This window comes from Corynebacterium minutissimum, from assembly GCF_016889765.1.
Taxonomy (GTDB): domain Bacteria; phylum Actinomycetota; class Actinomycetes; order Mycobacteriales; family Mycobacteriaceae; genus Corynebacterium; species Corynebacterium minutissimum_B.
This window is the reverse complement of record NZ_CP069533.1, coordinates 633,761-659,891: the sequence shown is the minus strand read 5'-3', so window position 1 is coordinate 659,891 and position 26,131 is coordinate 633,761. Positions and strand designations below refer to the sequence as shown.

Here is a 26,131-nt window from a genome sequence, read left to right as displayed (position 1 = left end):
GCCAGGATGCATGTTATGAGGATAGAGACCGACCGCAGGGCCGGTGGCTTTTTGAGAGTTCACGGCCACCATTGTCTCAGATAAGCGAAATGACAGCGCTGTGAGTTAGGATAAGGGCACTTATTTCTGCGTCGATTGGAATGCCATGCCGCTGCCTAATTTTGATGAGAATGTCCGCGAGCTGGAGGAGGCCTTTGCCGTCTTCGAGCGCATTGAAGAGCACGTGCTGGACCCCAACCTTGTGCTGACGGTGAAATGATCCGACTGTTCAGCGCGCTTTTCCCCTCTGAGGAAGCGCGCGAGCATCTCGTGCGGGCGGTGCGCCCGCTGAAGGACAATGGGCTGCGCTGGGTCGATCCGGACAATTGGCACATCACCTTGGATTTCTTCGGGGAACAGCCTAACGACGCCGCCGAGGTCCGCGAGGTGCTTCGCGGTATCGAGGGCTCGCCGGTGACGCTGAACCTAAGCGGGGCGGGGTCCTTCGACAAACACGTGCTGTGGACTGGTGCGCAAGGCCGCATCAAACACCTCATGCTCGAGCCATCCCGCCCGCATCTCACCTTGGCCCGCGAGGGGCGCCGCACGCGCGACCCGTGGCTTATCCCCGATGCAGTCCATGCACTTAGCGTGTACCGCGGCCCAGAATTTGTGGTGAGCGAGATAAGTTTGGTGCAGTCTTTCCTCGGGGAAGGCCGCGGGGGCGGGCCGCGCTACGAGGTCATTGACCAGTTTCCGCTTCGCTAACCTTCTCAATTAGCGTGTTGAGCTCTGCCCGGCTGGGTTGCGAAAGCGGGTTGACCACGCAAAAATCCAACAAATAATAGCCGGCCGTTTGCAGTGCCGTGTGGCGCTGCCAGAAGGGATCGATGGTGGAGTCGTTGGCGGCGAGGGACTGGATACTGCGGCGCTCAGACAGCAACTCGTAGTGCAAGTCGCGGCGTTGGGCCAGTGCTTCCTCAGGAGTCTTGATGAGCAGCGCGCCAAGCAGAGCCGCCATGGCCTCGAGGCAGCGCGTTTGCAGGCGATAATGATTGGTCACCTGTGCGTGCGGCTTCCACAGCCACAGCATCACCATGGCCACCACCACCGACAAGCCAATTTCTGCCATGCGCTGGCCAATGGTGTGCGCCAGGTGGCCGGAAGAATTGCCCATGAGCAGTGCCAACGGGGTGGAGAAGATGACGCACAGCGCGTAGTTCTTCACCACGAGAATCTCTGCGCAGAACTGGCACGCAGCCAACGCCAACAGTAGCGCCCAGCCATGCGGACTAAACCAGGCGATGAGCGCGAAAACGCACACACCTAAAACCGAGCCCAACATGCGTTGCACGCCTCGAATCGTGCCCGGCACCCGATCTGGTCCCCACTGCAGAAGCAACAGTACCGACACCGCGCCCCAGTCTGGGCGGCTGAGTCCCAGTGCTAAGCCAATGAAAGCCGTCGCCAGGCCGCCCAGCGCAATCTTTTCTGCCGTGACCACCGCATGGGAATTGCCCACGGCAGCACGATAAATGCGATAGCGCATCGTAGGTTTCGTGTGCGGAATCGTGGTGCGGTCAGGGTCGACATAGGTGGGTGCATCTGACAGGTCGTCCGAGTTGCCTCCTACCTGCTGGTGATGGGCCACGATGCGCTGCTGCGCGGCCAAAGTGCGATGCACCAGTGAGGCCTGGTCGGGGCGGCGGATGCGGCCGCCACGGATGATGCCGGCGTCGGAAAGCGCTTGCCACGCGGTGGACAAAGCCGACTGCGCCTGGTGATGCTTGGCCAGGATATCCGAGGCCTCTTCGAAGGCATCCGCGGCCTTTTCCAACGCCGCCACCGCGCGCGTTTCCGGCCCGTGCGGATCCCAGAATCGCGGCAACATGCCCAGCACATAGCCGGCGGCTACACCCGCGAGGCTCCACCCGGCGACCTCCCATGGCGAAATCCCGCGCAACATGGTCGAACCACCCGCTACCATCACCATGAAGAACGTGCCGGGCGGCGGTAGGCGCAGCGCATTCTGCATGAACGCGCCGACCGCCGCCAGGGTTACTGTGAATAACGCCGTTAAGACCAGGCCATCGATGAGGGAGCCGACCGTGGCCGCGAGCGTGAGCAGCGCGCCGGCGGTAAGGATAATGCGGCGCCGCGTGCGGAAGGGGTGCCCCTCGCCATAGATGACAGAGAACGCGCCGGCGGAGACGAGCAGCACGGCATCGGGATGGCCGATGAGGATGGCGACCGCACCCGGGATGATGATGGCCAGGGCTGCGCGCAGGGCGCCGGGCCAGCGGCGCGCGGAGGAGTTGTACGCGGTGAACAGCTGAAGGGCACTAGGGCGTTGCGGCAGGGGATGTTCCATAACGGGACAACACCTTACCCGTTTCGCCGCGATCCACTATCTGGCCGTCCTGCAGCACGGCCACGGTGGGACACAAGTGCTTGACGACGTCCATGTCATGCGACACAAACACCAACGTCATGTCCTTCGTCACGCGCTGAAGCAGCTCAAGAACCTGCGCGCGGGAGGTGGCATCGAGGGCGGAGACGGCTTCGTCCGCGAGGAGGATCTCGGGTTTGCCCACGACGGCCCGGGCAATGGAGATGCGTTGGCGTTGACCGCCGGAGAAGTCGTGGGGGTAGCGCTCGGCGTGGTCGATGCCGACGTCGTGAAGCACGCGTTCGGCTTCCTGGCGCGTACCTCCGCCCTCGGCCACAATTTTCCACACGGGCATGCGCGGGTTGAGTGAGCTTTTGGGATCCTGGAAGACCATGTGGAGGGGCTTGGTGACGCTGACGGTGCCGCTGGTGGGCTCGGTGAGACCAGTGAGGAGCTTGAGCAGCGTGGACTTGCCGGAGCCGGAGCCTCCGATGATGCCGAGGCGCTCGCCTTCGCGCACCTCCAGCGACACGTCATCGAGGGCTGTGACCCCGCGGTAAGTCTTAGTGACGTTCTTAAGAGTGATGACTGGTTCGACCACAGTGGGGGTAGGCGGCAGGCTGAGGTTAGGCGTGGTGATATCCCCGATGTGGATAACGCGGTCACACATGCGCTCGACGGCTGCGTGGTCGTGGCTGATGAAGAGCAGCGCGGTATCGTCCTGGGTGGCGGCGGAAATTTCCTCGAGGATTTCTGCTTGCGTGAGGGGGTCGAGGGCGGTGGTGGGCTCATCGCAGATGAGCAGCTTGGGTTTGCGGGCCATGGCCATGTGGATAAGTGCGCGCTGGCGTTGACCACCGGAGAGCTGGTGCGGGAAGCGGCCGTATTCGGCGACCTTCATGAGCGGGTCGAGGGCGGTCATAGGCTCTTGAAAGACCATCGCTAGGGGAAGTCTGCGCAGCTCGCGGTCACGCATACCAAGCAGCTCGCGGCCTTCAAAGCGGATGGATCCGGTGGCTTTAAGGTTGTCGGGGAGAAGCCCCATGATGGCTAGGGCGGTGAGGGATTTTCCGCTGCCGGAATCGCCGACAAGGCCGACGCGCTCGCCGGGGGCAATCTCGAAGTTGAAGGGGCCGACGGGGCCCACGCGCAGATCAGTGACGGTCAGCATGGCTTCCTAGCAGGTTGAATCCGAGGACGGTGCCGGCGATGGCCAGCCCGGGCCACAGCGCTTGGAGGGGGTGGGTCGCCAGGAGGGGTTGGGCGTCGTGCAGCATGCGTCCCCACGAGGCCGTCGGAGGGGCAGTGCCTAGGCCGAGGTAGGACAGGCCAGCCTCGGCGAGGACGGCCAGCGCAAAGTAGACGGAGGCCTGAATGGCGATGATGCCGCCCAGGTTGGGCAGGACGTGGCGCCACGCGATGAGCGCGGGCGGGACCTTGGAAATGCGCGCGGCAGCGATGTAGTCCTGCGTCATGATTTGGAGCGTACCGGAGCGCGTGACGCGAATGAAGGAGGGGATTCCGGCGATACCGATGGCGATGGTGGCCGTGAGCGTCGACGAGCCCCATACCGCGCCGGCGACGATGGCCAGCAACAGTGCTGGGAAGGCAAGTAATAGGTCAGTCGCCGCCATGATGAAGCCGCCACCGCGCATCCCGGCGATGATGCCGAGTGGTACCCCGATGAGCGCTGCGATGGCCACCGCCACCACACCGACCAGCACGGTGACCTGCGCGCCGGCAAGAATCCGGGAGAAGGTATCGCGCCCGAAGCGGTCAGTGCCCATGAGGTGCTCCAGGCTGGGGCCGGCCAAGCCGTCGGGCGAGATGAGGTTCGGGTCATAAGGCGTCCACACCACAGACACCAGTGCAAGCACGACGGTGAGCCCAACGAGGAGGTAACCGGGTTTCATCGGGCCTCCTTCAGACGCGGGTCGATGACTCGGTAGGCCAGGTCCGTGAGCAGGTTGACGGTCAGCGTGAAGGTAACGAAGACCATGATGAGGGTCTGTACGGTGGTGAGGTCGCGGGTGGAGACGGCGTCGAGAAGCATGGAGCCAAGACCCGGGATAACGAAGACATTCTCGATGACCACCGCGCCGACCACGAGCGTGCTCAGCTGCACGCCGGTGACTGTGAGAACGGGCAGGGCAGCATTGCGCAGGCCGTGGCGGATGAGTGCCTCGGTGCGGGACTCGCCGAGCGAGCGGGCGGTGCGGATATAGTCTTTGCCCATCTCTTCCATGAGCGTGGCGCGCACGTAGCGCGTCAGCATCGCGCCTTGAACCAAGGCGAGGGAAATGACGGGCAGGACGAGATGGCTTAGGCCTTCGCGCGGCAGCTGCCAGCCATTCGCTGGTAGCCATCCTAAGTGCACGGAGAACACCGCGACGAGCAAGATACCGACCAAGAAACTCGGTACCGCGATGCCCAGCTGCGTGGCCGCATTGAGCACGGGCAGGCGAAAACGGGCCAGCAGAATGCCCATGGGAATAGCCCCGGCCAGCGCGAGGGCGATGGCCAGCCCGATGAGTAGCAGCGTGACTTGAGCGCGGTCGAGCACGAGCGGGGTTATGTCCTGCTGGGACGATAGGGAAATGCCAAAGTTTCCCGTCAGCAGACCCTTCATCCACTCCAGGTACTGCACGAGAAGCGGGCGATCCAGGCCCATGGAGTGCGTCAGTGTCTCCACGGCCTCCTCCGTGGCGTTGACACCCAAGGCCACGCGCGCCGGGTTGCCGGGCACGGCCCGCATGAGCAGGAAGATAATGATGGAGGCGGCCCACATGGTGCCGAGGAAGCGCAGTATTCTCATCGCACTCCTTTAAGCTCAATGGCATCGGTGATCTGGTTCGGCTGCAGGCCGCTCAGGCCCTCGCGGTAGAGCACGATATTGGGCAAGTTCATCAGCGTGAGAGCGGGCATGTCCTCCATGATCTGGTCGACAGCACCTGCCATGTCGTCTTGCTCCAACAGCTTTCGGGCCTGCGGCGAATCGTAGCCAATGTAGTAGTCCGGGTTGCCAAAAATGGTGGGGATATCGCGCGGCTCGACGTGCGCGACGAGCGACATCTGATAATCCTTAGCTCCCATGACTTGGCTCAGCCACACCGCGGGGAACTCGGCGGTTTCCAGCGTGACGTCGAAACCCATCTCTTCCAGCTGGGAGTAGAGGAACTCGGAAAGCGTTTGGGCGTAGGGCAGACTCGGCACGGTCAGGGTGAGCGGCGTGCCCACCGCTCCGGCGTCCTCCATCAGCGCGCGGGCGCGCGCTGGGTCGAAGGGGTAGTAGTCCTGCCCACTAAACCAGGGGTCGGTCGGCGGAACAGGAGCACCACCGGTATCCTGTGCGCGGCCTTCCCAGAGAATGTCATTGGCCGCCTCACGGTCGATGCCGTAGGCCACCGCTCGGCGCACGCGGGGGTCGTCGAAAGGCGCTTTTTGGTTGTTCATGGACAGCAACACCTCTCCGTTCGTGGTGCCCATCGCGGTTTCGATGGTGTCGTCGAGGGTGTCGAGAAGCTCAGGATTCTGCACGCCCCACACCGCGTCGACCCCGCCGGAGCGCAGGGCGTTAACTGCGGTAAGAGAGTCGGGGAAGTAGCGGATGGTGATGTCCTCGGCGGCTGGGGTTCCCCAGTAGTCGTTCCGTGCTTCCAGTGCGATGTATTCGCCGGGAGAAAAACCAGCCACGGCGAAAGGCCCAGTTCCCACGGCGTCGGTGGGGGTGCGCATGGCACCGATGGCGGTTCCCATAGACCACAACCAGCCAGCGGAGGGACGGGAGAGCTCGACGACGAGCGTGTGCTCGTCGACAGCCGTGGCGGACTCCACCACGTCCATCTGCTTCTTGAGGCCGTTGGTCCACTCTGTCTTTACCGCGTTGATGGACCACGCGGCGGTGTGCGCGGTGAATGCCTCCCCGTTGGAGAAGGCGGCTTCACGTAGGTGGAAGGTGTAGCGCGTGGGCTCGGCCTCCCAGGACTCGGCAAGGCCTGGTTCGATGTCGCCTTCGGGGGAGATGCGCACGAGGGTCTCGTACACATTGCTCATGAGCGCGGCCGGGATGGCAGCGCCGCCCACCGTGGTGAAGTCTAGGGAGGTAGCGGGCGTGGTGGTGGCAAGGGTCAGCGCCGTGGAGTCTGAATCCACGATCGCGGTGGAGCCGGCGGAGCAGGCGCTTATCGACGCCACCCCCATCAGCCCCAACAAACTCAGTCGGGTTTTCATCCTTCGGAGAGTTTGACCTCAAGCGGGGACGTGGTGCCGCGCACGCTCGTCATGCCGAGCGTGAGGCGATCTCCCAAGTAGAGAATCTCGGTGCACTCCACCGGGTGGCCGGAGTGATCAGAGATGTCTAGGTGCAGACGCCACAGCGGGGTGCCCGGCTCGATATTGAGGGAACGGGCGTCTTCCTCGCTGGCAGAGGCGAGGGAAAGTTCGCGGTTCACGTTGTCGAACTCCACGCCCTGGGAGCTGAGGTGGTCGTGGATAGAGCCGTTGTCAGCGTCGAAGTTGAGGATGTGGCTGCCGACGTTGAGCGGGAAGTACATGCGCTCGATGGAGATCGGGAAGCCATTGGCGCTGCGCACCCGGTGCACGAAGATGACCGGGTCACCTGCGGCAACCTGGAGGAAGTTGGCCACCTGCTCTGCAGCGGGGCAGCGTGCTAGCCAGAGGGTTTTCGCGCCGGGCTCGAAGCCGCGCTCGCGCAGCCAGTGCGTTACGGAGAAGATGGAGTCGAAGGACTCGGAGGTAAAACGGCCCAATACCACTGAGCGGCGGCCGCGGCCAGAAGAGATGAGGCCCTCGGAGCGCAGTGCCGCCACGGCCTGGCGGACGGGTCCGCGAGAGGAGGAGAACTGCTCACACAGTTCGGCCTCGCTGGGCAGAAAGTCACCCGGGGCGAGCTTCTTGCTGCGAATGAGCCCGCGCAGATAGTCAGCAATCTTGCTGTGCTGCTGGGAACCGCGAAGTGACACGGACATGCTCCTCTTTGTTAACGCTGCTATTGCAGAAGAATATTAATTCACGCGTAGGTGAAAAGTCTTGTCAAATGGAGAAAACCCTACAATTCCCACGCGTGTGCCAGGGTCTCCATGTTACCCAACACCTTCTCATGATCTGTCGACTGCAGCGAAATCATGAGTTCATCCGCATGAGATAGCTCTTGGAACTGGGTGAGATACTCGCGCACGTGCTCGCCGGTACCCACGGCGGAGTATTTGAGCATGTCGAGAATCTGCTGGCCTTGTGCGGTGGAGATGATCTGTTCCACTTGGGCGTCGCTCAGCTGCTTGCCCCGGCCCACAAAGGCCTTCACACGGCGGAAACAGACGCGCTCGAATTCCTCCTCGGCGTTCTCACCGGCGGTGACGTTGACGCCGGCGATCACATAGGGCTCGGGGAAGGCTTCGGAAGGCTGGTAGTTCTCGCGGTAGTAGGAGGTGGCGGACTCAAGGTGCTGCGGCGCAAAGTGTGAGGCAAAGGCATAAGGCAGGCCGTACTTGGCTGCCAGAGATGCGCCAAACATAGAAGAACCCAGGATGTAGATAGGCACGTTGGTGCCAGCGCCGGGGATGGCCTGAACGCCTGGGATGAGGGACTTGCCGGAGAGGTAGCCTTGCAGCTCCTTGATGTCCTCCGGGAAGCGCTCGGCGGCGTGGCCATCGCGGCGCAGTGCCCGGCCGAGGGTCTGCATATCGGTGCCCGGGGCGCGGCCCAGACCCAAGTCGATGCGGTCTGGGTAGAGCTCGGCCAAGGTGCCGAATTGCTCGGCAATGACGTAAGGAGCGTGGTTAGGCAGCATGACGCCGCCGGAGCCTAAGCGGATGCGCTCGGTCTTAGCGCCAATGTGGGCGATGAGCACTGCCGGGGAAGAAGAGGTAATGGAGGGCATGTTGTGGTGCTCGGTGTACCACATGCGCTTAAACCCTAAAGCTTCTGCGCGCTGCGCCAATTCGACCGACCGAGCCATAGATTGGGAGGGAGCTTCGCCCTCGTAGATGGTGCAGAAATCGAGGATGGACAAGGCGGCGCGCTGCGTCATGAGTTACTCGCTTCTTTCTTTCGATCCTGTAGATACAACATCGATGATAACCCCAATGGCGAAAGCGAGGAGGGTTGGGACAACCCAGCCTAGGCCCACGCCTTGGCCAGGAGAGAAGTCCAACGGCGCGCCCAGGGAAGTCGCGGCCGACCACAGGACGGAGACCCACAAGGCCAAGCGGAAGGCCCAGTAGAAGGTGACCCAGCGTTTGACCACCGGCTGCAGCAGCGTCAGCGCGATAAGTGAGATGGCTGGCGGGTACAAAAAGACGATGAAGGGCACCGCGACGGCAAGCACCGTGTCCAGACCTTGGAAGGCGAAGGCGATGGACAGGGCGGTAAACAGGCAGGCCCAGAAGTGGTAGACGGTCTTCGGCACGAGCATGGCGAAGAACTCTGAGGTGGCGGAAATCAGGCCCACGGCGGTGGTCATGCACGCCAGGATGACGATGGCGGAGAAGACAGCCTGGCCGACGTTGCCCATGGTGAGATTGGAGGCGTCGGCAAGCAAGGTGGCGCCGGAATCATAGGAGGCACCATTCGGCATGGTTTGGCCAATCCACGCCAGGCCCAGGTAGATAGCGGCAAGTAGGGCGCCCGCGATGACGGCGGAGGTGATGGTTCCGCGCAGTAGCGCGCGGTTGGTGGAGAAACCTTTGGAGCGCAACGAGGTCACGATGACGATGGAGAATGCCAGGCCCGCGATGGCGTCCATAGTGTTGTAGCCCTCGAAGAGGCCCGTGACGAAGGGCGCGGAAGCGTACTCCTCGGTCGGGGTGCCGGGCACGCGGGGATTCGCCAGTGTGGCCAAGGTGATGAGGGCGGCGAGCAGGATGACCAGCGCCGGGGTCAGGAACTTGCCCAAGGTGTCGATGATGTCATTGGGGCGCCAGGCTAGGGCCAATGCGATAAGGAAGAAGACGACGTTGAAGGCGCCGTTGGCAAAGGTTCCCTCCCAGCCGAGCAGCGGGGTAATCGCGGTTTCCATGGACACTGCGCCGGTACGCGGCAAGGCGTAGAAGGCGCCGATGGCCAAGTAGGCGATGACGGAGAAGGCAACGCCGAAGAACGCGCCGCCGTGGTTTCCGATATCCCGCACAGATTGGCCGGAGATGGCCACCGCGATGACGGCCAAGACCGGTAGGGCCACGCCGGCGGCGAGGAAACCCAAGGTGGCCGGCCAGAAGTTGGTGCCGGAGGAGACACCGACCTCCGGCGGGAAGATGAGGTTGCCCGCTCCGAAGAACATGGAGAAGAGCATGAGGGAGGCAACAATCACGATGCCGATGGGTGAACCCGTCTTCGAGGCAGATGCGGAGGGGGCCTGAACGTCATTTATGGACATTTTCCTAAGGATAATGCCCATGACGTGAGATGTAAATTCTAGCTGAAGGCCTTCTCCAGCCGGTCGAGTGCCTCTTCGAGCAGTTCACGGGAGGTTGCAAAATTGAGACGGGCATGATGCTCGCCACCGGTACCGAACGTCACGCCCTCGTTGAGCGCTACCTTGGCGTGCTCGCGAACCCAAGCGGCGGGCTTCGGGTCATCCCCGATAGCGGTCTCGCTAAAGTCCAACCACAGCAGGTAGGTGGCCTGCGGGTGGGAGGTCTTGAGACCTGGTACGCGCTTGGGCAATTCCTCTACCAGCCAGTCACGGGTCTTCTTCAAGTATTCGATTTCCTCATCCAAGAACTCCCCGCCGCGGCGGTAGGCGGCTTCCGCTGCCAGCACGCCGAGCGTGCCGGTGCCGTCCTTAGCCACGCCGGTCAATGAGTTCCAACGCTCGACGTCCGCAGTGTTGGAGAAGAACACCTGCGCGCACTTTAAGCCTGCGGTGTTCCATGCCTTGGACGTGGCGGTGACGGTAATAACGCGGTCGGACAAGGCGCCGAGCGGAATGTGGCGACCTTCGTAGACCAGCGGGGCGTGGATCTCATCGGAGAGAATGCGGGCATCGTATTTGTCCGCCAACTCCACCAGGCCCCGCAGCCAGTCTTCATCAAAGACAATGCCCAGCGGGTTGTAGGGGTGTGACAGCAGGATGGAACCGGCCCCGGCCTGAAAGGCGCGCTCGATGTCTGCGAGTTCCAGGGAGGTCTCAATCTTCTCGCGTCCTGCGGTCTCCGGAAGCTCCAGCAGCGGCGGGTAAGAAGGAACCGGCACGATGACCGGGCCCTCGGTGAAGTACTGCACGCCGAGCAACAAGCCACGGACAACATCGCCGATCCAGAACACGTGCTGCGGCCGCCAGCCATAGCGCTTCTCGTAGAAGTCAGCCACGGCTGCATTAAGCTCGGAGGCCCTGGGCGCAGGGGTGTAGCCAAAGGACTCGGCATCCACGGCCTCCTGGATGGCCTCCTTGACCGCGGGGGCGGTGAGGAAGTCTGATTCTGCGATCCAGAGGGGGATGACGTCCTCGTCATAGACCGTCCACTTGCGGGTGCCGCGGGCAGAGAGTTCTTTCAGGCTAGGAAAATGCATGGTCTCCACCCTACTCGGAGGTGTTCTGCACGAAACCGTATTTTTTCAGCCTCTGGCGGTCTGCCGCCGACGCAGACTGGGTCAGGCGTAGCAGCTCGGCGTAGATGCCATCCGACTGCGCCAGCTCGGCCGGGGAGCCGATCTCGGAGATGCGGCCGCGATCGAGCGTGACGATGGTATCCACGTCCGCAATGGTGGACAGGCGGTGCGCGATAATCAGCGTCGTGCGGTCCTTCATGAGCTCATCCAAGCCTGCCTGCACGGCGCGTTCGGCCTTGGTATCGAGCGCGGAGGTGGCCTCATCGAGCACGAGAATCGGCGCGTCTTTCAACATGGCGCGGGCCACGGCCACACGCTGCTTCTGACCGCCGGAGAGCTTCAAGCCGCGCTCGCCAATGATGGTGTCGTAGCCATCTGGGAACTCCTCGATGAAGCCGTGGGCATTGGCGCGTTTGGCCACGGCGACGATCTCCTCCATCGTCGCGCCGGGTTTGCCGTAGGCGATGTTCTCCTTGATGGTGCCGGAGAAAAGATAGGACTCCTGGAACACCACACCGACCGATGCGCGCAGGCGTTCTGCCGTGAGCTTGGCCACGTCATGACCCAGCACCGACAGCTTTCCTGCGGTTGGTTGGTACAGGCCCAGCAACAGGTTGACCAACGTGGACTTGCCGCCGCCTGACTCGCCGACGAGCGCAACCTTGTGGCCTTCCTCGGCGCTGAAGGTGATGCCATCGACAACCGGCTTATCCGACTCGTAGGCGAAGGAGACATCTTTGAACGCAAAGACCGGGCCTTCCGTCGGCGCCAGCGGCTCGGCCGAGGAGAGGTCGAGCTCGGGGACGTCGGAGGCGGAGGCAGCGCTCACTAGCTGCGGGTTGACTGTAGGTTCCGGGGTTTCCTCCATCACCTTGAAGTAATCCTTGGAACCGGCCACGGCGCGCTGGCTGATATCCACGATCCAGCTCATCATGAACACCGGCTGCTTGGCCATGTTGACCAGCTGCAGGAGCATGACCATGTCACCGATGGAGAAGTGGCCTTCCAACGTGCGCCAGAAAATCAGTCCGTAAATTCCGAAGAAGATCAGCGCCATGGCCACGCCGCGCGCGGTAACCATGGAATGCCACCAGCGCGACTGCGGTTTCGTAGTATCCACCACGGTGCGGTAGCGCTCGCCAAAGGAGGCCAGCTCGCGGGCTTCGGCCACGAAGGATTTGGTCACCTTCACCTGGCCGATGACCTCGGCAAAACGGCCGTTGGCCACGTCGATGTTCTCATTCTTGATGGCCTCAAACTTCTGCCAGCGCGTCGACGTCTTCGCAGTGAGCCACATGTAGATGGGAAAGAGCGCAGCCAAGAGAATCGCCAGCGGCCAGTAATACACCGCAGTGATCACCAGGACTGCGGCGGCCTGGATGAGCATGACGAAGAAGTTATTGGAGAAGGACTGCAAGAACTGCGTCACGTTCGCAATCGAGCGGTCAAGGCGCGCAATGATGGTGCCGGTGACCTGGTTGTCGTAATAGCCCTGCGGTACCGACAGCAGCTTGGCAAAATAGCGCGTGGAGAGAATCTGGCGCAGGCGCGAGACCATGACGTCACCGATATAGCCGCCGATATTCTTCACCACGTTGCCCAGCGCATCAGCCAAGAAGAGAGCGAAGACCCACCACAGGATGGTGCGCAGCGCGCCGCCTTCCACGACGGTATCGGTAGCCTCGCGGAAAATGAACGGGGCGAGTAGCGAGAGAATCGCGGTCACCGATGCGGTTAGAAGGACGCCGAGATAAAACGGCCACAGGGCAGAAGCACTGCGGACGATGCGGAGAATAGAATTCATCGTCGGCCGATGTTACGCCCTTAATAGGAATATCCAACCCGTGGACTAAGGTAGGGGAGAAACCGTAGACGTGATGGAAAAGGATTCGCGGTGAAGAAGTACCTCCCCCTAGCGTGTGCCCCGCTGTGCCTGGCTGCCCTCTCTGCCTGCAGCATCCTGCAGCCACCAGACGTGGGTCCCCAGGACAACATCGTGGTCTCCAGCTCGGAGCCACCAACGTTCGAGGCTAAAGACGTGGAGGTCCGCGAGGTGACCGAAAACCTGGCGGAGCCGGTCAAAGACGAGGGCCTTAATGTCGAATATGAGCTGCAGGGCTTGTACTCCGGCGGTGGTGGCACGGTGCTCACCGTGAAGATTCACAACCTCGGCGAGCTGCCGTTGCCTGCCGACGCCCTCCCGGAACCCACCCTCGAGCGCGCCGATGGCAACGGTGGCTGGGCAACGGTGGACCCGGTGCCTTATGACCCCGAGGTCAACGTTTCCTTGCCCGCACCGGGCTTGGATCAACCGTTGGGCGCAGGAGCCTCGACCAACCTTCAGTATGTCTATAACGTTTCCGCCGGAAACCTGTGGAACGCGCGCTTTACCATTGGCAATGTGCGTTTTGTAGGAGACCTCAATCTATGACGGAACTCGTCGTTTTGGCCTCGCCTGACGGCGCTCCCATCGGCACGGCAGACAAGGCCGTGGTGCACACCGCGGATACACCGCTGCACTTCGCCTTCTCCGCGTGGGTGGTGCGTGATGGCAACATTCTGCTCAGCCGCCGCGCCTTGTCGAAGAAGACGTGGCCCGGTGTGTGGACAAACTCCTTCTGTGGCCATCCAGGTCCGGGGGAGCCGACTGTCGACGCCGTCGTGCGCCGCGCCCAGTTCGAACTTGGCCTCAGCGGCACACCACAGTTGGTGCTTCCGGATTTTGCCTACCGCGCCGAAGACTCCTCCGGCGTGGTGGAAAACGAAATCTGCCCGGTCTACCTGTTTGAGACCAGGGATGACCCGAAGCCGAACCCAGAGGAGGTCGACTCCTTCGCGTGGGCGCCGGTGCGCGATGTGCTTGCTGCTGTCGATGCCACGCCTTTTGCCTTTAGCCCATGGATGGTGGAGGAGCTGACCCACGAGCCGCTGCGCGCGGCCCTGTTGGGCTAGCCATTCTGAATGCGGGGTGGTAGGCCTCGAAGCCTGACTTAGGTCTTGGGTGGGTGAGCAACGTGACTCTTGACACTGCTACCTGGTGGTTTCGGCGGTGGGGTGGGATTGTTCCGCACTAAATTGGCCTAAGTCCGGCCTTTTAGTTTAACGCCCCCGGATCAGAGCAGGCTGCCATCCTGGGCGAAGGCCGCGGAAATATAATCCAGGCTGGAGTGCGCCACGCGGTGCGAGCCGTCATCGAGGTTGTATTCCCAGATGGCATGTTCCGGGCGGTATTCCTCGAAGCCGGGCTCGCCAGTGCGCACAAACTCCTGCAGCCAGGCGGCCAGCTCCGTGCGGCCAAAGAGTGGGCGGAGTTCCTCGCAATGCAGCGCGGGTCCCGAAGACCGGGTAAATTCCACCATCCACGTCTGTCCCGGAGCCTTCTCTGCCACTTCTGCCGTCCAGCGGCGGATGATGGCATCACCGACCATGCGCCCGGTGGGCCGATCCCTATCCAAGAACTGCGCCACCTGATACCAGGGCTTGAACCCATTGCGCGGGAAACCGAGGCGCGGGGCGAGGTAGCGCAAGGCAATCCCGCGGAAGGGAGAGCGGTCGATCTTCTGAGTGGCCGGGATGTTGTAGAACTCGTCGCGGGTGCTGCCGAGGATGAGGGGGACGTCGGCAAGCTGTGCACACTCCAGCGGCGTGGGGCCCAGAGCCATATCAAGGTTGTATTTGGTGCGGAACTTCTTATATCCGGCGTTGAGCTCCTCCTCGCTCATCGAGGCCAGCGACGAGCGCGTAATCGGCTTCTTCATCACCTGGCGCAGCGTGGCCTTGCGCTCCTCAAAACTCTCGCGCGGGAAACCAGGGGAGAGCGCAATGACGCGGCGAAACGCGCCACGGTAGTGATCGCGGCGAGCCAGCCACAGCACCGCATTGGCACCAGCAGACTGGCCCAGGAGAGTGACGTTGGTGGGATCCCCACCGAAGGATTCGATATTGCGCTGAATCCACTCCAGCCCCAGCTGCAGGTCCTCAATGGCGCGGTAGCGGTGAGGCTCATCGTCGCGGAAGCGCGCCAAGCCCGGAAGACCAACGCGGTAGCCCAGCTGCACATGCACGATTCCGGCCTCTGCCGTGGGGGTTCCCTCCGCGCGGCGGTCCTCGTGGGAACCGTGCTCGTAGCGCCCGCCATGGACGTAGACCAAGACGGGGGCGAGCGAGGAGGTGGTCAGGTTAGCGTCGACAAGCGGCGCGGAAGGCGCGGTAATGGTGAGCGCAACTTTCTCTGGGTGCGGCGTACGCGCATCCTGGTCACGTGGAGATGCAGGTTCGGGATTCTCGAAATCCCCGGAGATATGGGAATACTCGATGGAGTGGAAGTGGGCCACATCCTCCGTGAGGTAGCCGGTGATGGTGCCTGCGGGGCAGGTAACGTCGAAAGGTGCGCTGCTCATGCCCAACAGGCTACCCTGAGGGCATGGAATGGCTCGTGCAAGCTCCCGTGTGGGCGCAAATGGCGGTGCTTGCCGTCACCGCAGTGCCGGCCGCCACCGTGATGGGGTGGGGATTGATGTGGGCCATCGACCGCGTGTACACGCTCGTAGAGGGTCGGACTAGGATAAGTGACCATGACTCCCGATGATCACCGTGAAGGCCTCTGGGACCCCGAGCGCCCCGAGCAGCCTCAGCGCAAGCGGGCCCTGCCAAAATCTCGCGTGAGCCTGACCCTGTGGCTCATGATTGCGCTCGTCGTTGTCGTGGCAGTGGTGGGGCTGCTCGTCTAGGCAGGCGTTGAACCGCCTAGCGTGGCCGCTTGGATACCTGGGCGAGGCGCTGGTAGAGCTCCTGCTTCGGGAGATCTTCTAGTAGAACCGGCTCACCGGCGGTATTGCACAGCGGGATGCACCAGTTGGGGTACTGGTCCTTCGTCGTGCCGGGCTGGTTTTGTGCGCGCACGTCACCGACCATGTCCACAACGTTGGTCACCGTAAGCGCCGACGGCGTGCCAGCCACATACTCGTGGAGAGCGACGAGGACGTCTTCTTCGTTCTCACGATTGGTCAGCATGCCGTAGGCCTGCAGGTTGTCCTTGACCTGGTCCTGCCACTCGCGGTCCTGCTCTTCTTCCTCCGCGACGGACGTGGTCAGCAGACCCAGTCGGGCGCGCAGAGCGATGTGGTCACCGCGCAGGAAGGCCAAGGTGGGCGGCAGATCGTGCGTGCCTACCGAGGACATCGCCATGCGGCGGTACTGGTCCTGCGGACGTGGCGTGGGGCCCTCTTCGGCATGTTCGAACCAGATGATCGTGGTGCCCAAGACACCCATGTCCCGCAGGGCGGTCTGAACCCACGGCTCCAAGGTGCCCAGGTCCTCGCCTACGAGGACGGCGCCGGCACGCTCGGCCTCCAGCGCCAAAATGCCAAGCATGGCCTCCCAGTCATAGGTCACGTAGGTGCCGTGGAGCGGGGAGGAGTGGCGCGGAATCCAGTACAGGCGGAACAAACCCAGAACGTGGTCGACGCGCAGGCCGCCAGCGTTGCCCAACATGGTGCGCAACAAATCACGCCACGGCTGGTAGCCGGATTCCGCCAGACGTACCGGGTGCCACGGCGGCTGGGACCAGTCCTGGCCCTGCTGGTTGTAATCATCCGGTGGTGCGCCTACCGAGCACTGCGGGGCGAGGTATTCCGACAGGTTCACGGCATCGGCACCATTCGGGTGAATACCGACTGCCATATCGGTCACGAGTCCAATGGACATGCCAGCATCCAGTGCTCGGCGCTGGGCAGCATCCAGCTGCTCATCGCAGAGGAACTGCAGCCAAGCGTAGAATTCGGCCAAATCGGTGACATCGAGGTCCAGTGCATGGCGGCGACCGCTGTGGCGCGCCAGCTCGGTTTCTGCGCACCACAGGGCGAAGTTGCGCAGCCCCCGACCTTCGCGGCGCTGGTATTCGCTAAAGGCCATACGGCGCTCCGGGGCCATTTCGTGGCTGAAGAGCTCCCGGAGAACCTGCAGCTTGGCCTCGAAGATGGAATCGCGGTCAATCTCTTCGGCAGAGTGGTTGCGCTCGCGGAACTCAGCAGCCAGCTCGGCCACATCTTCCTGGAGCTCGGGGCTCAGCAGCTGTAGCTCCGGGATATCTTCGATGCGCAGGTAAATCGGGTTAATGAAGCGGCGGGTGGTGGGGAGGTAGGGGGAATCCTCCACCGGCGGGATGGGCTCGCCCGCATGAAGCGGATTAATGAGGAGGAAGTCATAGTCTTCCGCCAACGTTTCCGCGAGCTCGGCCAAGTCGCCGAAATCGCCCATGCCCCAGGACTTCTTCGAGCGCACCGAGTACAGCTGCGCCATGGCACCCGCGGCGGGGCGCTCAAGATAACGGTCGGCCGTGCTCAGGTGATTCGGCACGACGATGAGCGGACACTCATACTCACCGATGCCCGGCGAGGAGAGCCGCAGAGTGTGAAAGCCCAGCGGCAGATCGCCGGGGACGTGGAAGCTGGCCTCGCCCCACATGGTCCCCGCGACGTCGGCAGCCGGGGCGTCGTTGGGGTCCTGGTAGGTCGGGCGAGTCCCGCCATGCTCCAGCTCGATGGTGACCGTGACGGGATCACCATCATGGACGTGAACGTCAAAGGACTTTTCTGCTCCTTCACGAGCCACCACGCACGGCGGCAGGGGACGAGAGGCGCGAGCCAGGTAATCCTCAAACAGGGCCTGGGTCAGCTCTTCGTCATCAGGCCGATCGGAGATGGAGACGCCGAGTGCACGCAGCGTATAGGTAATCGTTTCTTCGCTGACGTAGACGGGCTGTCCGTTCTGGGCGGTGTACTCGCAGGCCACTCCGTGGCGCTGGGCGAGCTCTTGAAGCAGATCACGGGTAGTCACAGGTCTCAATTGTGCCACGCCCTCCGTGCGCATGCGATGAAACCGGTTGGTAGAGTGGGCTGGAATTACTTTTTGTGGGAAAGGACACACCTGTGACTTTAAATGAGGCACATACCAAAGCTCAGTTCCAGATTGATGAAGGGGAGACCTGCCTTACGGCCATGATGGCCACGGCAAAGGCCCGCCCACACGGCGTTATGTTTACCCGACCTGCGAACTACGAGTGGGTCAACGTCACCGCGAAGGAATTTGTTGAAGAGGTGTATGCGGTGGCCAAGGGCCTTATGGCCCTCGGCGTCGAGCAGGGTGACCGCGTGGCGCTCATTTCGACGACGCGCTACGAGTGGTCACTGTTGGATTACGCTATCTGGGCCGCCGGCGCTATTTCGGTGCCGGTGTACCCGTCCTCCTCATTGTCACAGGTGCAGTGGATCATCGAGGACTCCGGCGCAATCCTCGCCATTACGGAAACGCGTGAGCATTCCGAGCTGGTCAAGCATCTAAAGCTGCAGGAGGACGGCACACCACAGCTGCACGGCTCGCCCTCCCAGCTGCGACGCATCCTAGAGATTAACTCTTCTGCTATCGATACGTTGAAGTTTGAGGGCCGCGAGATTTCCGACGCCGCCGTGAACGAACGTATCGAAGCCACCAACACCGACGACGTGGCCTCGCTGGTATACACCTCAGGTACTACCGGCCGACCGAAGGGCTGCATGCTGACGCACCGCAACTGGCTGGCAGAAGCCCGCGGCCTGCTCACCAACCCGATTGGCGCCATTGCCGTTCCCGGCGCCCACGTGCTGACCTTCCTGCCGCTGGCGCACGTCTTCAGCCGCGCGGTGTCCCTCGCGGTCACCATCGGTGGTGCCTCCCAGAACCACTGGTCGGACTTTGGCACCATCACCATCGAGTTCGCGCGTTCGCGCCCCAACTTGATTTTGGGTGTGCCTCGCGTGTTTGAGAAGGTGCGCAATGGCGCATCGGCCAAGGCACACGGCTCGTCCGCCTTGAAGGGCGCCATCTTTGACCGCGCAGAGAAGATCGCCATCGAATACTCCAAAGCACTGGATACTCCGGAAGGCCCCAACCGAGTGCTCAAAGCCAAGCACAAGGCCTTTGACAAGCTGGTCTACGCCGCCATCCGTGAAGCCATGGGTGGCGAAGTGAAGTACTGCATCTCTGGTGGTTCGGCTATTTCGCAGGAGCTGCTGCACTGGTACCGCGGCATCGGCGTGACCATCTACGAGGGTTATGGTTTGACGGAAACCGCCGCTGCAGCCGCGGTGGACTTTGTGGACCAGTCCATCGGCACTGTCGGCCCGCCGCTGGGTGGAACGACGCTGCGTATTAATGAAGACGGCGAAATTCTCATCAAGGGCGACATCGTCTTTAAAGGCTACTGGCAGAACCCGGAGGCTACGGAAGGCGCGCTTAACGACGGCTGGTACAACACCGGTGACCTCGGCGAAATCGATGAGGATGGCAAGCTCGTCATCACCGGACGCAAGAAGGACCTCATTGTGACTGCCGGCGGCAAGAATGTGTCGCCCGGCCCGATGGAGGACATCCTGCGCTCCCACCCGCTCATCTCCCAGGCCATGGTGGTCGGTGACGGCAAGCCTTTCGTCGGCGTGCTGCTTACCTTGGATGAGGATGCTCTCAAGCGTTGGAAGGCTGAGCGCAACATCTCCGCTGCCAAGGGTATGCGTGAGGTGGCCGCCGATCCGGGGCTACGCGCCGACATCCAGGACGCCATCAACCAGGTCAACGCCACGGTGTCTCATGCTGAGGGCATTAAGAAGTTCGTCATTCTGGATCAGGACCTCACCGAGGAGAGCAATGAGCTCACCCCGACCATGAAGGTAAAGCGCTACGTTGTGGCACAGCGCTACGCCGCCGACATCGAGCGCCTCTACGCCGGCAAGAAGTAACTCCGGCCCGAGGTAGAGCCGACAGGGGACGGGCCGGCGGCATTCGGCCGCTGGACGGAGTCTGTGAATTCCTTCGGAGTGTCGCGCAGCCCGACGCGAGAATCTCTAATAGAGTCAGCGGGGTCAGAAAAACTCTAAACCTCAGCTAGAGGTTCTCGCGGAAAGGGCAGCCTATGCACAAGATCGCAGCCGAGCTGCGCCACCGTGAGCTGACCCAAGAAATCTACAACATCGGCGATGAAGTCGTCGATTATATCGAGCACCTCATCGAGGCCATCGAGGATTGGGATGATGAACTTTCCCTCGACTGCCTAGCTGAATTGGGGGACATCGTCGAAGATGCCCGCGTGGATTCCGGGCGCTGCGTCGGCGAGCTTATTGGCCTGCGCCACGCGCTCGTGTCTGGTCTGAAGTCCGGCACCATTTCGGCTGCCCCGTCCGGCGACTATGACGTCGAGGAGCCGAAGCAGTTAACTGCCCGCGCGCTCGCCGAAGGCCTACCGATTTCGGGCCCGCCCGTCGTGGTCTCGGAGCTGGCAGAAACCTTGCGCGGCCGTACCGCTGCGGTCGCTGCCTACCTGCGCGAGCTGGTTGAGTACGTGCTGGCGCAAACCGACGCGGTGGCCCGCAACCTCGACGTGGTTTCCCTGCCGAACCTCTACAAACGCGCGGGCGAATCCTCCCTTATTGCCGTGCAGGCTTGGCGCCATACCGTCGTCGAAGCGCACCCGGCTTTCGTGCGTACCATGCGCGGCCATAATCCGCCGCCTTTCTTGGAGGAGCGCGCGCGTATCGACGCCGTCGTAGCCCGCGTTCGCGCCAAGCGCCAGAAGCAGGCTGCCACGACCGCATAGCAGTCGCATCACAGACTTCCTTGTTGCCAACACACAAGGACAAAAGGAAAAGCGCCGCCGAGATTCCCTCTCTCGGCGGCGCTTTTCGTCGTTGTGTGTGCCAAGCCTAGCTTCGTGTGCCACGCTTAGCGCGTACGCGCTAAGCTCCCGGGTTCTTCGACGTCGGCACAGCCTGGTCCAGCTGCTCCGTAATCTGTGGCCACAGCTGGCCCATGATGTCATCCCAGGTGAGGATCCACACGGTCTTGTCCTTGGTGGGCTTGCCCACCATGACGAGCTGCTCGTTGCGGGCACGCATCTGGTCCAGGGTCTTTTGCACGGTGGAGGAGGAACCCACCGCTAGCGCGGGGCGGGAGAAGTCCAGCACCGGGGTTTCTGGGTCCGCGAGCAAGGTATCGCGCACGTGGACGATGCGCGGGATGCGCGAGGCACGTGGGTAGACCAGCACGCGCATGATGGACTTGCGCACTACGAGGTCGTGGAGCTCGGCCACGGTGGCATCGGAGGATAGCGGCAGGATTTCCGAGCCGTGCTCGCGGGCCAACTGGGCCGCGGTGGCGGCTTCCAGCTCGATGACGCCGGTGATTTGGTTGGCGGAGTCGTCGTCAAGCGTGCCCGTCAGGCGCGAGTGCTCGACCAGATGGCGCAGGGTTTCTGCGTCGTAGCCGGCTGCACCGGCGCGGTCCACCGGTTCTTCACCAGTCATGCGGACCAGCTTGTTCGCCATCTTGTTGATCCAGATCAGCAGCGGGCGGAAGAGCCAAATGAAGCCGCGGGCAGGGACCGCGATGAGCTGCAGGGCCGTCTCCGGGTGGGCAATGGCCCAGGACTTCGGCGCCATCTCACCGATGACCAAGTGCAGGAAGGTCACGATGAACAGCGCAAGGAGGAAGGAGACGACGTCCGCAACTCCCAACGGCAGGCCCAGCGCTTCGAGCGGGCTCATGAGCAGGTGATGGACCCAGGGCTTGGTCACGGCACCAAGGACAAACGTCGCGGCGGTAATGCCCAGCTGGGCGCCGGCCAACATGATGGTCAGCTCGTTGAGCGAGCGCAGGCCCGCGCGCGAGGCCGCCGAGGACTCCGCAGTTTCCTCCAAACGGTTGCGGCGTGCACCCATGAGGGAAAATTCGATGATCACGAAGAATCCAGAGGCCGCGATGATGAGCAGGGTGACGATGAGATTAAACCACCAGGTATCAGTCATTAGTCATCCTCTCCTTCCGGAAATTCCTCGACCAATTCAAGGGCTAGGACGGAGGGCACGTGGCGGTCGATTTCCTCGACGCGCACGTTGAGTGTGCGCGTGGGAGCCTCGTCGCCGTCGACCCAGTCTTCAGGCTCAGCCTCCAGCTCGATGGAGAGTTCTTCGCCTTCTTCCGGCAGCATGCCGGAATGCGCGATGAGCAGGCCCGCGACGGTTTCGAAATCGCCCTCGGGCAGGTCGTGGCCGATGGCGCGCTCGACTTCGTCGATAGGCGTATCACCGTCGACGATCCAGTGCGTCTCGTCCTGCTCGGTGATTTCTTCGGTCTCTTCGAGGTCGTGCTCGTCAGTGACATCGCCAAGGATTTCCTCGGCTAGGTCCTCCATGGTCACAATCCCGACGAAGCCACCGTATTCGTCGATGACGCAGGCGAGTTTCTCGTCGGCGTCGCGAAGCTCTGTGACGACGTCGGGAAGCGGCATGAGCTCCGGCACCACCACGGGTTCCTTCATGATTTCTCGAGCCGGGGTGGCCGGAGACAGCTCAGTGCCCAGCACATCGTAGAGGTGCACCACACCGATGGGATTGTGCTCATCATCGATGATGGGGTAGCGCGTGTGGTTTTCCGACATCATCTCGCGGACCTCACCGATGGTGGTGTCCGGCTCGATGACATCCACGCGTGAGCGCGGAATCATGGCGTGCCCGACGTCATGCTCGGGAAAGTCGAGGAGGCGGTCGAGGACCAGGTAGGTGTCCTCATCCAAGTCACCCGCCTCGTGGGAAGCATCCACGATGGACTCCAAGTCATCGGTCGTGGCAGAAGAATCGACATCCTCCACCGGCTCGATGCCGAAAACCTTGAGCAGGGCGTTGGAGGAGTACTCGAAGAAGTGGACCAGCCAGCCGAAAATCCGCAAGTACCACATGGTGGACGCGGACAGCCACAGGGCTGACTTCATGGGTGCGGCGATGGTGTAGTTCTTGGGGAAGAGCTCGGCGAAGAGCATGGTGAGAACCGTCGATACCGCCAGTGCGGTCACCGTACCCACGGCGACGGACACACCGACCGGCACGCCCACGCCGCCGAGCAGCTGGCCCAGGCCTTCGCCCACGAGGGGCTCGGCCACATAACCAATGAGCAGGCCCGTAATCGTGATGCCCAGCTGCGCGCCGGAGAGCATCAAGGAAGTCTTCTGCGTAATTTTGAGTGCGCGCTCAGCCGATTTATCCCCGGTTGCAGCGCGCTGGCGCAGCTGCGTGCGGTCCACAGACATGAAGGCGAATTCCTGCGCCACGAAGTACGCGTTGGCCACGATAATGAGAGCGATGACGGCGAAACCCGCCACAATCATCAAGATGGCAGATAACACGGCTTACCCCACCGCCTTGGGTTGGCAGCGGGGACATCGACTCGGAGGTTCCACGAAAAGGGGGCCTTTCTTCAAATATCGGGGAATCAAACCTGCACTATAGACTACCGCTTCAACGGTTCAGTCGGTTATTTTGTTCCCCATGGATCCCTTTGGTCTTTACATTCACGTGCCCTTCTGTGCCTCGCGCTGTGGCTACTGCGATTTCAACACCTATACCCCGGGTGAGCTGGGAGGGGATCTGACCAGCGATTATCTCTCAGCCTTGGAAAAAGAGCTAGAGATGGCAGCGGCCCAGGTCGGCCGCGTAGCGGAGACCGTTTTCATCGGTGGCGGCACGCCGAGCCTGCTGGGCGCCGAGGGCCTGGGCCGCGTGTTGAATCGGGTGCGCGATACCTTTGGCCTTGCCCCAGGCGCGGAAGTCACCACGGAATCCAACCCGGAGTCCACGTCGCCGGAGTACTTTGCCGGGCTTCTCGACGCCGGCTTTACCCGCCTCTCCCTCGGCATGCAGTCCGCCTCCCCGAGCGTGCTCGCGGTACTGGAGCGAGCCCACACGCCGGGCCGCGCCTTCGATGCCGCCCGCGAAGCCATTGCTGCAGGCTTCGCGCACGTCAACCTGGACATGATTTATGGCACGCCGACAGAAGAGGACAGCGACGTTGCCCTGACGCTGAAGCGTGCCCTGGACACTGGAGTGGACCACATCAGTGCGTATTCGCTCATTGTGGAAGACGGCACGCGTATGGCGCGCAAGGTGTCTAAGGGACTGCTGCCCGCACCGGATGAGGATGTTCTGGCTCGGCGCTACGAGATGATCTCTTCCACCCTCGAGGCCGCTGGTTTCGAGTGGTACGAGGTCTCCAACTGGGCCAAGCCGGGCGGGGAGTGCCAACACAACCGCATTTACTGGGTCGACGGCAATTGGTGGGGCGCGGGCCCGGGTGCGCATTCGCACTTAGGCGACGAGCGCTTCTTCAACGTGAAGAATCCGCGGACCTACATCAAGGCGGTAGGCGAGGGGCAGTTACCCATCAAGGAGCGTGAGCAGCTCACCGAGGCTGACCGCCACACCGAGCGCATCATGCTGGGGCTGCGCTTGCGCGAAGGTATCCCGGCCGCGTGGCTTGCACCGGCCGCCGAGCCGGTCGCCGCGCGGTTCATCGAGCGCGGCCTGCTCGAGCGTGCCGGTGACCGCCTCCGCGTGACCAAGGAGGGCCGCCTGCTCGCGGACGGCATTATTACCGACCTCCTCGTCGCCGAAGACATCGCCCGCTAGGGGCTTGTCCCGCCTGCGGGCCGACCTCCGAGTCCGCATCAGCTGGCTGATTAGCGGCCGGCCTCGATGCTCGTAGATGGTTCCAGTGGTAAGGCTCCAGTCATAAGGTTTGTTTGGGGGCAAGTAAACCTTCTTTGGGCTGCTACAAGGTTTGTTTGGGGGCAAGTAAACCGTATGACCTGAACCATCTGAGTAGAACCATTTGTGTGGTGCAACCGCGAAGCTGCGAAGAAGTGGCTAGGCCTTGGCTTTCCGATGCCGAGGAGGCATAGCGACTTAGAATAATCCCCGCCGGGAATTTGTTAGTTTTTCTCGTGTCGCCGGGAAGTTTGAGAGCGGTGTTAGTCGGTGTTAGTTTCTCTCTCCACGTCGTGAAACCTGTTAGTCGCTCTCGATACGGTTAGTCTTTGCTAATTGGCCCCTCTAGTTTGGTTCCTTTACGGCGAAAAGGGACCATCTATCATAGGAAATGCGCCCGCAGATGGTCTCTTTGCTCTCAAAAGAGACCAGACTAAAGGGACCATCAGTATTCGAGCTATCTGGAAGTGCATGATGAACCCTTCTAGAAGCACATTATGGAACCACCTGGAAGTGGTGACGGGCTGCCAATGCAGCGAGGCAGATTGTCACCAGATCCCACCATCGCCCGCCAGAACGGATAGCCTTAGAGACATGTCTAGCTCCACCGATGCCCGCCGCCAAGAGGTCCTGCGCGCCATCGTCGCGGACTACATCGCCTCGCAATCGCCCGTCGGCTCTAAGGCCCTGCTCGAGCGCTACCAGCTGGGCGTGTCCTCGGCGACTATCCGCAATGACATGGCCGTGCTCGAGGCCGAGGGGCTCATCGCCCAGGAACACGCCAGCTCCGGGCGCGTGCCCACGCAGAAGGGCTACCGCCAGTTCGTCGATACGCTGCACGACGTCAAGCCGCTTTCCAAGGCCGAGCGACGTGCCATGCTCACCTTCCTCGAAGGCGGCGTGGATTTGGAGGACGTGTTGCGCCGCTCTGTCCAGCTGTTGGCGCAGGTCACCAAACAGGCAGCCGTGGTGCAGCTACCGAACCTCAAGGTTTCGCGCGTCAAACACTGCGAGGTTGTGGCACTCTCACCAGTGCGACTGCTGTTGGTGCTTATTACGGATAATGGGCGCGTCGATCAGCGCAATGTCGAGCTCGATGACGTGATCGACCCCGAGCAGACCCACCGCCTGCGCGATATTCTCAACACCGCCCTGGAGGGCAAGACGCTCACCGATGCTTCGGTGGAGCTGGCCGCGCTTGTCGACGACTCCCCAGCCGACATCCGCCCCCACCTCCTTAAGGCCGCGACGACGTTGATTGAGACCCTCGTCGAGCAGCCCTCCGACCGCCTCATTTTGGCCGGCACGTCGAACCTCACGCGCGTCGCGCTTCCGGATGGCCTGCCCTCCATCATCGAGGCCCTCGAAGAGCAGGTCGTCGTGCTGAAACTGCTAGCGCGCGTGCCAGACCTAGGCAATGTTTCAGTCTCCATCGGTGAGGAAAACGAAGCCGATGAGCTGCGCCAAACCTCCGTAGTGGCCACGCGTTATGGCTTCGGTACTGGCTCGGAGGCTGCAGCACTTGGCGGGCTCGGTGTGGTGGGGCCGACGTATATGGATTATTCGGGAACAATCTCCAAGGTCTCTGCCGTTGCACGCTATGTGAGTGAAATTTTGGCGGGCGAGTAAGCTG

Annotated in this window: 22 protein-coding genes; 8 read left to right on the top strand and 14 right to left on the bottom strand. The window is 62.3% G+C overall.

Translation table 11 applies throughout. The features are described 5' to 3' along the window. The first annotated feature begins 255 nt into the window (after positions 1-255). Complete coding sequence (thpR, locus tag I6J26_RS03030) at positions 256-747, top strand: RNA 2',3'-cyclic phosphodiesterase (RefSeq protein ID WP_115023166.1); 492 nt, start codon at positions 256-258, stop codon at positions 745-747. Here thpR and I6J26_RS03025 read toward each other — a convergent pair. The 10 genes from I6J26_RS03025 to I6J26_RS02980 form a co-directional block, all read right to left on the bottom strand. After that, positions 722-2,350 (bottom strand): FUSC family protein, encoded by a 1,629-nt coding sequence (locus tag I6J26_RS03025; protein ID WP_115023164.1) that lies wholly within the window; start codon positions 2,348-2,350, stop codon positions 722-724. The genes thpR and I6J26_RS03025 overlap by 26 nt on opposite strands. Then, on the bottom strand, positions 2,322-3,539 hold the full coding sequence (locus I6J26_RS03020) for an ATP-binding cassette domain-containing protein (protein WP_115023162.1): 1,218 nt from the start codon (positions 3,537-3,539) through the stop codon (positions 2,322-2,324). Before I6J26_RS03020 ends, I6J26_RS03025 begins: the two co-directional genes overlap by 29 nt. Further along, on the bottom strand, positions 3,523-4,281 hold the full coding sequence (locus I6J26_RS03015) for an ABC transporter permease (RefSeq protein WP_115024431.1): 759 nt from the start codon (positions 4,279-4,281) through the stop codon (positions 3,523-3,525). The genes I6J26_RS03020 and I6J26_RS03015 overlap by 17 nt, the downstream gene beginning before the upstream one ends. Continuing rightward, complete coding sequence (locus I6J26_RS03010; protein ID WP_115023160.1) at positions 4,278-5,183, bottom strand: ABC transporter permease; 906 nt, start codon at positions 5,181-5,183, stop codon at positions 4,278-4,280. Before I6J26_RS03010 ends, I6J26_RS03015 begins: the two co-directional genes overlap by 4 nt. Next, on the bottom strand, positions 5,180-6,598 hold the full coding sequence (locus I6J26_RS03005) for an ABC transporter substrate-binding protein (RefSeq protein WP_239121821.1): 1,419 nt from the start codon (positions 6,596-6,598) through the stop codon (positions 5,180-5,182). Before I6J26_RS03005 ends, I6J26_RS03010 begins: the two co-directional genes overlap by 4 nt. After that, complete coding sequence (locus I6J26_RS03000) at positions 6,595-7,356, bottom strand: GntR family transcriptional regulator (RefSeq protein WP_309473133.1); 762 nt, start codon at positions 7,354-7,356, stop codon at positions 6,595-6,597. Before I6J26_RS03000 ends, I6J26_RS03005 begins: the two co-directional genes overlap by 4 nt. An 80-nt stretch (positions 7,357-7,436) precedes the next feature. Next, entirely contained in the window at positions 7,437-8,417 is a 981-nt protein-coding gene (locus I6J26_RS02995) for an LLM class flavin-dependent oxidoreductase (protein ID WP_115023154.1), read from the bottom strand. Positions 8,418-8,420: 3 nt separating this feature from the next. After that, positions 8,421-9,761: a branched-chain amino acid transport system II carrier protein gene (gene brnQ, locus I6J26_RS02990; RefSeq protein WP_239121820.1), complete on the bottom strand. Its 1,341-nt coding sequence runs from the start codon at positions 9,759-9,761 to the stop codon at positions 8,421-8,423. 38 nt (positions 9,762-9,799) lie between these two features. Beyond that, entirely contained in the window at positions 9,800-10,897 is a 1,098-nt protein-coding gene (locus I6J26_RS02985; protein ID WP_115024425.1) for a MalY/PatB family protein, read from the bottom strand. Positions 10,898-10,907: 10 nt separating this feature from the next. Continuing rightward, entirely contained in the window at positions 10,908-12,740 is a 1,833-nt protein-coding gene (locus tag I6J26_RS02980; RefSeq protein ID WP_115023151.1) for an ABC transporter ATP-binding protein, read from the bottom strand. A 90-nt stretch (positions 12,741-12,830) separates the two neighbouring features. On the opposite strand from I6J26_RS02980, the gene I6J26_RS02975 reads away from it, so the two are divergent. Together I6J26_RS02975 and idi are read left to right on the top strand one after the other, a co-directional pair. Further along, positions 12,831-13,367 carry a hypothetical protein gene (locus tag I6J26_RS02975; protein WP_115023149.1) on the top strand — a complete coding sequence of 179 codons (537 nt, stop codon included), beginning with the start codon at positions 12,831-12,833 and terminating at the stop codon, positions 13,365-13,367. Next, a complete protein-coding gene (gene idi / locus I6J26_RS02970) occupies positions 13,364-13,888 on the top strand; it encodes an isopentenyl-diphosphate Delta-isomerase (protein ID WP_115023146.1) in 525 nt (174 codons plus the stop codon). Before I6J26_RS02975 ends, idi begins: the two co-directional genes overlap by 4 nt. Positions 13,889-14,049: 161 nt before the next feature. Here the strand turns inward: idi and I6J26_RS02965 are convergent, their stop codons facing one another. Next, complete coding sequence (locus I6J26_RS02965) at positions 14,050-15,336, bottom strand: carboxylesterase family protein (RefSeq protein ID WP_115023144.1); 1,287 nt, start codon at positions 15,334-15,336, stop codon at positions 14,050-14,052. A gap of 174 nt (positions 15,337-15,510) precedes the next feature. Between I6J26_RS02965 and I6J26_RS02960 the strand changes: the two genes are divergently transcribed. Continuing rightward, entirely contained in the window at positions 15,511-15,666 is a 156-nt protein-coding gene (locus I6J26_RS02960) for a hypothetical protein (protein ID WP_168165563.1), read from the top strand. Between the two features lie 16 nt (positions 15,667-15,682). Here I6J26_RS02960 and malQ read toward each other — a convergent pair whose 3' ends face one another. Then, positions 15,683-17,806, bottom strand: a complete 2,124-nt coding sequence (gene malQ, locus I6J26_RS02955; RefSeq protein ID WP_239121819.1) for a 4-alpha-glucanotransferase — start codon at positions 17,804-17,806, stop codon at positions 15,683-15,685. A 59-nt stretch (positions 17,807-17,865) separates the two neighbouring features. Between malQ and I6J26_RS02950 the strand changes: the two genes are divergently transcribed. Beyond that, positions 17,866-19,707, top strand: coding sequence for an AMP-dependent synthetase/ligase (locus I6J26_RS02950; RefSeq protein ID WP_115023141.1), 1,842 nt, complete (start codon positions 17,866-17,868; stop codon positions 19,705-19,707). A gap of 173 nt (positions 19,708-19,880) precedes the next feature. Further along, the gene (locus I6J26_RS02945) at positions 19,881-20,561 is read left to right on the top strand and encodes a hypothetical protein (protein ID WP_115023139.1); all 681 of its coding nucleotides are present in this window, start codon (positions 19,881-19,883) and stop codon (positions 20,559-20,561) included. A gap of 139 nt (positions 20,562-20,700) precedes the next feature. Here the strand turns inward: I6J26_RS02945 and I6J26_RS02940 are convergent, their stop codons facing one another. After that, positions 20,701-21,768, bottom strand: a complete 1,068-nt coding sequence (locus I6J26_RS02940; RefSeq protein WP_115023137.1) for a CNNM domain-containing protein — start codon at positions 21,766-21,768, stop codon at positions 20,701-20,703. Further along, a complete protein-coding gene (locus I6J26_RS02935; RefSeq protein WP_115023136.1) occupies positions 21,768-23,141 on the bottom strand; it encodes a hemolysin family protein in 1,374 nt (457 codons plus the stop codon). Before I6J26_RS02935 ends, I6J26_RS02940 begins: the two co-directional genes overlap by 1 nt. A 142-nt stretch (positions 23,142-23,283) precedes the next feature. Between I6J26_RS02935 and hemW the strand changes: the two genes are divergently transcribed. Together hemW and hrcA are read left to right on the top strand one after the other, a co-directional pair. Then, entirely contained in the window at positions 23,284-24,420 is a 1,137-nt protein-coding gene (hemW, locus tag I6J26_RS02930) for a radical SAM family heme chaperone HemW (RefSeq protein ID WP_115023134.1), read from the top strand. A gap of 672 nt (positions 24,421-25,092) precedes the next feature. Continuing rightward, the gene (gene hrcA, locus I6J26_RS02925; protein ID WP_115023132.1) at positions 25,093-26,127 is read left to right on the top strand and encodes a heat-inducible transcriptional repressor HrcA; all 1,035 of its coding nucleotides are present in this window, start codon (positions 25,093-25,095) and stop codon (positions 26,125-26,127) included. The last annotated feature ends 4 nt before the right edge of the window (positions 26,128-26,131 follow it).